Genomic DNA, 6,888 nt, shown 5'->3' with positions numbered 1-6,888 from the left:
GGGAGCCGTTTTTTCCTGCCGCATTCGCCAGCGCTCCTCATCGCTCAGGTCGCGCGCTTGCCGCTCGATTTCGTACAGGCCGGCTATTGAGTGCAGTGCCTGTTCGGCCAACTGGCTTTTGTTCGCCGCGTGAAGATCGAAGAACTTGCGGCGGGCGTGAGCCATGCAGCCGATTTCGGTGATGCCCTGCTCGAAGCTGGCCTTGTAGCCGGCGAAGTCGTCGCAGACCAGCTTGCCATTCCACTGACCCAGAAAAGTGCGCGCATGTTCGCCCGCACGACTGGGGCTGAAGTCGTACACCACCGCCCTGAGATCAGCAAAGGGGGTGGTGCTGTAGGCCCAGACGTAAGCCCGATGGGTTTTCTTCTCGCCTGGGGCGAGCATTTGCACCGGGGTTTCATCGGCGTGGATCACGCGCTGGGTCAACACGGTTTCGCGCAGCGCATCGACCAGCGGCTGAAGCTGCACACCGGTTTGCCCGACCCACTGCGCCAGTGTCGAGCGCGCGATGGCCAGGCCAGCCCGGCCAAAGATTTTCTCTTGCCGGTACAGCGGCAGGTGGTCGGCGAATTTGGCCACCATCACGTGAGCCAAGAGGCCGGCGGTGGGGATACCCTTGTCGATCACCTGGGCCGGCACGGGTGCCTGGATCAGCGTTTCGCACTGGCGACAGGCCCATTTGCCACGCACATGCTGCTCGACCGTGAACACACCCGGTGTGTAATCCAGCTTTTCGCTGACGTCTTCGCCGATGCGTTGCAGCTGGCAGCCGCAGGCGCACTGAGTGTTCTGCGGCTCGTGATGGATCACGGTGCGCGGAAATTGCGCGGGCAGCGCTGTACGCTTGGGTTGTTGGCGGGGCTCGGCTGGCGCAACCGGGGGATTGACGGCTTTCAACTCCGCCTCGATGGCGGCGATGTCAGTGTCGAGCAGGTCATCCAGCAGGCTGCCCTGGTCAGGGCTCAGCTGCTCGCTGCGCTTGGCAAACTTGTGCCGTTTGAACCAGGCAATTTCGTGGGTGAGCTGTTCGATAATGGTTTGATCGCGGTGGATCTTTTTGCCCATCGCGTCGACCTGCGTGAGCAACTGCGCGGCCAGTGCACGCAGCTGCTCAGGCGTCAATTGGGCGAGATTGGGCGAGGAAGTCATGCCGCTGATTGTGCCAGAGCAGGCGGTCAGCGCAGATACCCCGATGGACTAATGGCCGATGCTACAACACTGTGATCGTGCCGCCGGCACCGACCCGCTGCCAGGGCAGCCCCAGTACCAACGCCTGAAGTTGCTCGGCGTCGAGTTCGACTTCCGAGCCGTGCCGGATGCCAGGCCAGTGGAACTTGCCCTGGTTCAAGCGCCGCGCGGCCAGCCAGATACCGACACCGTCGTGCACCAGGACTTTCATCCGGTTGGCGCGGCGGTTGGCGAAGAGATAGGCGCAGTGCGGCTTCGCCGCACCGAACACCGCCACCACGCGAGCCAACGCGGTTTCAGTGCCAGCCCGCATGTCCATCGGCTCGGTGGCGAGCCAGATGGTATCGATGCGAATCACGGGGCGAGCCCACGGACAAAGCGGGCGCATCCATCAGGATCGGAGGCCGGCCATTTCACCGTGATCGATTGCTCGCCAAGCGCTAGCTCGATAATCACCGATGCTTCAGCCGACCGTTTCGGCGTAGCCCTCAATGGAACGAACGCCGGCAACGCCGCAGGCAGTTGATCTCGATAAAGCGGTAGCCACTTGCGAATGACGTTGGCGTTGATACCGTGGCGGATGGCCACGCTGGAGACGGTCGCACCGGGTTGCAGGCACTCCTGAACAACCTGGGCCTTGAACGGTTGGGGGTAAGAGCTTCGTTGGCGCATGGCAATACCGGCGATAAGGGCTATCGCGTCCGCTTAAAAATACGCGGACACCATCGCCCTTAATGCTGGGGTTCGGAAGGTGACTTGGCCGGACGCTTACCCTCCGGCGGCCTTCTGGACACTTAGAAAATCCCCCGGCAGTTGATTGCCATCGCTTGCTGCGTTTTTACACGGTCTGGGCCAGAAGCAGCCTGTCGCGTCAGTGGCCTCACAGCCAAATGGGGCTCTCAGAGACGCTAGCCAAGCCAGGCTGTACAAAGTTTAAGTTTTAGTGTTTGGCGCTTCACCCGGCTACAAAAAATCCTGCACACCCTAGAATCTGGGGGCATTAGCATTATGAATCCTCCATGTAGCGTCCTACTGCACCAGAGAGGCCCATAAATTGGGGCTTTCAGCCATTCACTGCTCCAGAGCTTTTCAAAAAAAGCTACCGATGTATTCACCTTTCCTGTTTACGTCATGTGCCTCACAAGCTAGTTTAGCGGTGCTGGCACTATGCCGATGCATGGATGATCCTGAGGTCATGGATGCCCCTATCAAACTCTACAAGCTTACGGGTGTATGCAATGCATACGCTCTTAATCTGCTTGTGTTAAAAAACTAATATATTTGGAGTGAATATGGATTGGGGTGCTGCATTAAAAATTGGCGGGCCTTCTGTTTTGGCCTCTTTCGTGTTCTCGCAGCTAATAATTGCCTATCTTGAAAGAGCTGAGTTAATAAAGTCCAGCTTGCTGCTTAATATCATACTCTTGTTAGTTATTTTCATTTTTTGCTCATTTATGGGCTGGCTTTGGCTAAGCTCTAAAAGTTCGAAGCCTACCGAGTCCGGAGTTCTTGATAATGAGATAAACGGGAACGAGGTCGAAAACTCGATGAAAGTTGGTGAAGGCCAGAATGTTGAAAGGAACGAGATAAATGATAATAAGGTGAAAGGAGATCTTGTTGTGGGTGGCAAAGAGTAGTGCTATGACTGATAAGCAAAGCACTGCGATGGTGGTCTCGAATAATACAATATCCAATAATGATGTCGGTGGATCGCTATATGTTGGTTCGACGGTTGTAAATCTGCCGACGTTTGATATCAAGGTGGGCGCGGAAACTCTAAGAGGGCTTATTGAGCAGCATAAACGCCTCCAAGAGGATGATCCTGTCTATCAAATGGTTCTTGAGGAATTGGAGAGCAAAATTAGGAATGCTCCGTCACGATCAGTAATAGGCTTGGCGGGGAAGCTTGAAGCAGCTGGACGTCAGGTGTATTTGTAAGAGGCTTTGCTTTCCAGTCAGAAGGCAGTGAAAATAATAGCAAGATTTCAACATGTCAAAGCTTATCAGATAATTTTTAATCATCTTCTTGGCCTGATTCTTACAAGGTTTAACTCTCATATTCTTCCTTTGTTGAGGTCTGGCTGTGATGATGTGACAATTAGGACGGCCATTAACTCCACAATTATTGAGCCCTTGTATGCTGAGGTTGGGCTGGCTGGTGGATTTGTTGCTAGCGACGTTGTGGAAGGTATGCTCTATTTTCTGACTGAAAAATGTCATGTGGAGTGGGTTTGATGGTTATTTATCACCCTGCTTACGACGTACATCATTGCTCTTATAGATTGCTTCATGTTCTCAGTCGTGTTGATGAGGGGCGCGTTTCTCTCGACTCTTTACGTCTGATCGATTTTTATTATGTGTACCCTCATTTGTTGAAGCGTGTTGATTTGCCGCGTGCCCTTAAAAAATATTCTGCATCAATTTCCGCTGTTGCGGAGCCATTTGAGATAACCCCTAATCCCAGGGGGTTGTTTTTTGACTTGGCCAGGATTCAGGACTCTGCATTGGTTGCGTTGGAACAAAAGTCTATCCTATCGACCTCGGTTTCATCTGTGGCTTTGCGGGCGGAGAGTATTCCAGTCTCATTAAAGGAGCATTTTGAACTGGACGATTTCTCTCAGTCAGCTTTTTTTAAAGCGCTCGTTGGAGTATTTCCGACGCTGAAACTGGATGGCGCTAACGGCTTTAAAAGTCGTAGCGGTCTTATGGAGTATCGCTATGGGTAATTCGACTTTATTTGTAGAGCGGTTGGTCGTCAGGAAATCTGGCGGGAGCGTTTATGATGAGCGTTTTCATCGAGGGATAAATGTTATTCGAGGTGATCACTCAGTTGGTAAGACAACAATTTTGGAGTTGTTGTTCTATGTCTTGGGTGGGGAAATTAAAGAAAATCAATGGTTATATCCGGCGGATAAGTGTGACTGCATAATTTGTCAGCTAAGTATCAACGGAAAAACGTTTACGATAAAGCGAGATATCGAGAAGGGGAAGGTTCCTCCAATCTCCATTAGATCTGGAGCATTTGAGAGTGATGGTGCAGAGTTTGAGGCCTGGGGGAGTTATGGGGCTCGTCGAAGTGAAGAACGAATGTCTTTTTCGCAAAAGTTTTTTGAGCTCTTAGGGTGGGAGGGGCATAAGACGGAGGACTATGCCAATCTTACTATGCACCAGATTTTACGTTTCTTATATGTGGATCAAGAAACGGCATCGACAAAGATATTTAGGGCAGAAGATAACCCGCGTGCGGATAGTGAAGGTACTCGACTTGCGATTGCAGAGTTCTTGCTAGGGTTGGATAACCTTGATACTCACCAGATGCGGCAAGAGCTTTTAATTGCGGAACGCGAATTTGAGCGGATTTCTTCTGATCTGCTAGCAATGTACAGAATATTGGGGGAAGACTCTTCCGTAACGCTACGGTCTCTGCAGCAAAGCATTGCTAGTAATATGGGCGAAATAGTGCGTCTTAGAGAAGCACCTCCTGATGTAGATGTTTCTAGTGATGTTAAGGCTTTTCGTGATGTGGAGTATAAAAGAATAAAGTCTGATGTTGAGTTATATAACAAGCAGTTGCAGCGATTTCATGAGGATTTGCTTTCTGTTAGTGGGGAAATTGTTGACTGCGAGTTGTTCGATAGATCTTTAAAGCAAAGACGGAAGGCTTTGCTTGACTCTCGGGTCGCTCACGACTCAATAGGATTTTTGCGCTACTCGCAATGTCCTTGCTGTTTAAGTGAAATAAAAGAGGCTGAACAGCCTTCTTCTGAGGAGGTTTGCCACCTCTGCAAATCTCCTATTGCGAAAGTCGAGCAAGTATCTAATTATATGGAGCTGCTTAACGAGCTTGATTTTCAGATAAATAGTAATTCTAGGGTTTTGCAGGACTTGCTTGAGCATAAACTAGGGATAGAAGCAGCGATTTCTGTTGCATCGATGAACTTGGCGAATGCTCAAAGTAAGCTTTCTGAAATGGCTGGGCTATTTGACCTGGCATCTCACTCAGCACTTGAGCGCGCGAAGAGAATAGGTTTTCTAGAGTCGGAAAACTCAAATTATGAAAAGAAGATCAGGATTGTTACAGATCTCGATAGCCATAAGCTTAAAAAATTAGACCTTAATGCTGATATAGCAAGGTTAAAGGAGCTGCTTCTGGCTGCTAACGCGGCGAATAAATCCCGTAGAAACTCTGTTTATGCTGGCCTGGCTGAGAATGTCGTATCTATATTGAGGCCAGAGCGCCGCGTAAATGGAAACCCATACGAGGAGGAGTTTTCTGAAGCTACTATTTCAGGTGTTGAAATTGATTTTGCAAAAGATCGGATGCTAATAAATGGTCGAGTGAAATTTTCAGGTAGCTCCAACTATGTGAAGAAAAACTCTCTTCCTCTTTCAGCTCTTTTAGAGTCTTTGGATGATGAAAATTATAGACTCCCGAGATTCTTAATGGTTGACGCTATTGAAAATGGCGGGATGAAGGAGTTTCGAAGCCATAATTTTCAGCGTGCGTTGATTAAGTTGTTTGAAGGTCGTAAGGATTTTCAGCTCATTTTCTGCACTTCAATGGTTCTTGATGAGCTTGATAATTCGGATTACGGAGTCGGGCCTTTCTATCAAGGTAATGTGCTTCAAATATAGAGCTTTTCGGCTAGGCAGCTAGGGCATCTCTCGCTGCCTTGTAGCAGGCTTTGGTAGTTACGACGTCTCCCCGTCTTCAGGAGCAGCTGGCTTTAGAGACCACTCTAAGCCGTAAATTCAGAGCTATAAGAGATCTACTTGGTTCAGGCCGGTTACGACAGGCAGCTTTTGGCCGATTGCTGCCTGTCGTGGACGACCGTTTAACTTCAAAGCCTGACTGGATTGCAAACTGCTGACACGCGTAGATTCTGTTTTCGACTCGTTTAATGCCGTCGATGCCAGGCCATAAACAGAGAGGAAACAACCGCTCGAAAATTCGAGCCATAGACTCTAGAGCCAGTGGGTAGTCGGAGTCATGTTCCTGCAACCATCAAATCCAGATTCTGCACCGCCGCTCCAGCGGCTCCCTTCCCAAGATTGTCAAACACCGCAGCCAACAAAACCTGCCCCGTCTCATCATTTTCACACACCACCAATCGCAAACTATCAGTCCCGTTAAGCGCCTGAGGATCAAGGCACGTCAACCCTTTGGCCTCCTGCATCGACATCACCTGTACATGGTCCGCATCGACGTAGTGCTGCATAAGACACGCATGCAACCGCACCGCATCCACGCCCGGCGCCAACAAGCGAAGTTGCAACGGTATGGTCAGCACGATCCCCTGCCGAAAAGCCCCATAAGCCGGCACAAACATCGGCCGCTCCATCAGACCGCTTTGCTGCTGAATCTCCGGAATATGTTTGTGTGCCAGCCCCAGACCATAAACCTGAAACGCGGGCGCCTGTGATGCGCCCTCTCCCTCATGCTCTTGCACGCCAACGCGCCCTTTTCCGGAATAGCCCGACACAGCATGAATGTTCGTCGGATAGTCCCTGGGCAGCAACCCGGCCTCCAGCAATGGGCGCAGCAGCCCTATCGCCCCCGTGGGATAGCAACCGGGATTGCTGACCCGCCGTGCCGTGGCGATGCGTTGGGCCTGCTGCGAGTTCATCTCCGCGAAACCATAGGTCCAGTCTGGATGGGTGCGGTGCGCCGAACTCGCATCGATCACCCGAACGGCGGGG

At 51.1% G+C, this 6,888-nt stretch carries 9 protein-coding genes; 5 read left to right on the top strand and 4 right to left on the bottom strand.

Translation table 11 applies throughout. The annotated features are described in order from the left end of the window. From tnpC to tnpA, 3 genes are all read right to left on the bottom strand, one after another. Nucleotides 1–1,149: IS66 family transposase (tnpC, locus tag F753_RS45660; RefSeq protein WP_023446794.1), on the bottom strand; the 1,149-nt coding region annotated here is incomplete at its 3' end. A gap of 61 nt (nt 1,150–1,210) precedes the next feature. Beyond that, nucleotides 1,211–1,546: an IS66 family insertion sequence element accessory protein TnpB gene (gene tnpB / locus F753_RS50090; RefSeq protein ID WP_021702850.1), complete on the bottom strand. Its 336-nt coding sequence runs from the start codon at nt 1,544–1,546 to the stop codon at nt 1,211–1,213. Next, nucleotides 1,543–1,860, bottom strand: coding sequence for an IS66-like element accessory protein TnpA (gene tnpA, locus F753_RS49640; RefSeq protein ID WP_021702849.1), 318 nt, complete (start codon nt 1,858–1,860; stop codon nt 1,543–1,545). The genes tnpB and tnpA overlap by 4 nt, the downstream gene beginning before the upstream one ends. Nucleotides 1,861–2,480: 620 nt before the next feature. On the opposite strand from tnpA, the gene F753_RS45645 reads away from it, so the two are divergent. From F753_RS45645 to F753_RS45635, 5 genes are read left to right on the top strand one after another with little or no spacing between them, the layout of a single operon-like run. Then, nucleotides 2,481–2,825, top strand: coding sequence for a hypothetical protein (locus tag F753_RS45645; protein ID WP_023446793.1), 345 nt, complete (start codon nt 2,481–2,483; stop codon nt 2,823–2,825). Between the two features lie 4 nt (nt 2,826–2,829). Then, nucleotides 2,830–3,126, top strand: a complete 297-nt coding sequence (locus F753_RS49865) for a hypothetical protein (protein ID WP_023446792.1) — start codon at nt 2,830–2,832, stop codon at nt 3,124–3,126. A 6-nt stretch (nt 3,127–3,132) separates the two neighbouring features. Then, nucleotides 3,133–3,423 carry an ABC-three component system protein gene (locus F753_RS50335; RefSeq protein WP_425337526.1) on the top strand — a complete coding sequence of 97 codons (291 nt, stop codon included), beginning with the start codon at nt 3,133–3,135 and terminating at the stop codon, nt 3,421–3,423. Next, on the top strand, nt 3,423–3,914 hold the full coding sequence (locus tag F753_RS0125275; RefSeq protein ID WP_031298353.1) for an ABC-three component system middle component 5: 492 nt from the start codon (nt 3,423–3,425) through the stop codon (nt 3,912–3,914). Before F753_RS50335 ends, F753_RS0125275 begins: the two co-directional genes overlap by 1 nt. After that, nucleotides 3,907–5,823 carry a hypothetical protein gene (locus F753_RS45635; protein ID WP_031298352.1) on the top strand — a complete coding sequence of 639 codons (1,917 nt, stop codon included), beginning with the start codon at nt 3,907–3,909 and terminating at the stop codon, nt 5,821–5,823. The genes F753_RS0125275 and F753_RS45635 overlap by 8 nt, the downstream gene beginning before the upstream one ends. Before the next feature lie 353 nt (nt 5,824–6,176). Here the strand turns inward: F753_RS45635 and argC are convergent. After that, a partial coding sequence (gene argC / locus F753_RS45630; RefSeq protein WP_023446790.1) for an N-acetyl-gamma-glutamyl-phosphate reductase occupies nt 6,177–6,888 on the bottom strand: 712 nt, incomplete at its 5' end.

It is taken from the genome of Stutzerimonas chloritidismutans AW-1, assembly GCF_000495915.1.
Classification (GTDB): Bacteria; Pseudomonadota; Gammaproteobacteria; order Pseudomonadales; family Pseudomonadaceae; genus Stutzerimonas; species Stutzerimonas chloritidismutans.
This window is presented reverse-complemented; position numbering and strand designations above follow the sequence as displayed.

Excerpts from the sequence above, each read along its gene's own strand:
- tnpA (WP_021702849.1), bottom strand. The coding sequence starts at position 1,860 with ATGCGCCAACGAAGCTCTTACCCCCAACCGTTCAAGGCCCAGGTTGTT.
- F753_RS45645 (WP_023446793.1), top strand. The coding sequence starts at position 2,481 with ATGGATTGGGGTGCTGCATTAAAAATTGGCGGGCCTTCTGTTTTGGCC.
- F753_RS49865 (WP_023446792.1), top strand. The coding sequence starts at position 2,830 with ATGACTGATAAGCAAAGCACTGCGATGGTGGTCTCGAATAATACAATA.
- F753_RS0125275 (WP_031298353.1), top strand. The coding sequence starts at position 3,423 with ATGGTTATTTATCACCCTGCTTACGACGTACATCATTGCTCTTATAGA.
- F753_RS45635 (WP_031298352.1), top strand. The coding sequence starts at position 3,907 with ATGGGTAATTCGACTTTATTTGTAGAGCGGTTGGTCGTCAGGAAATCT.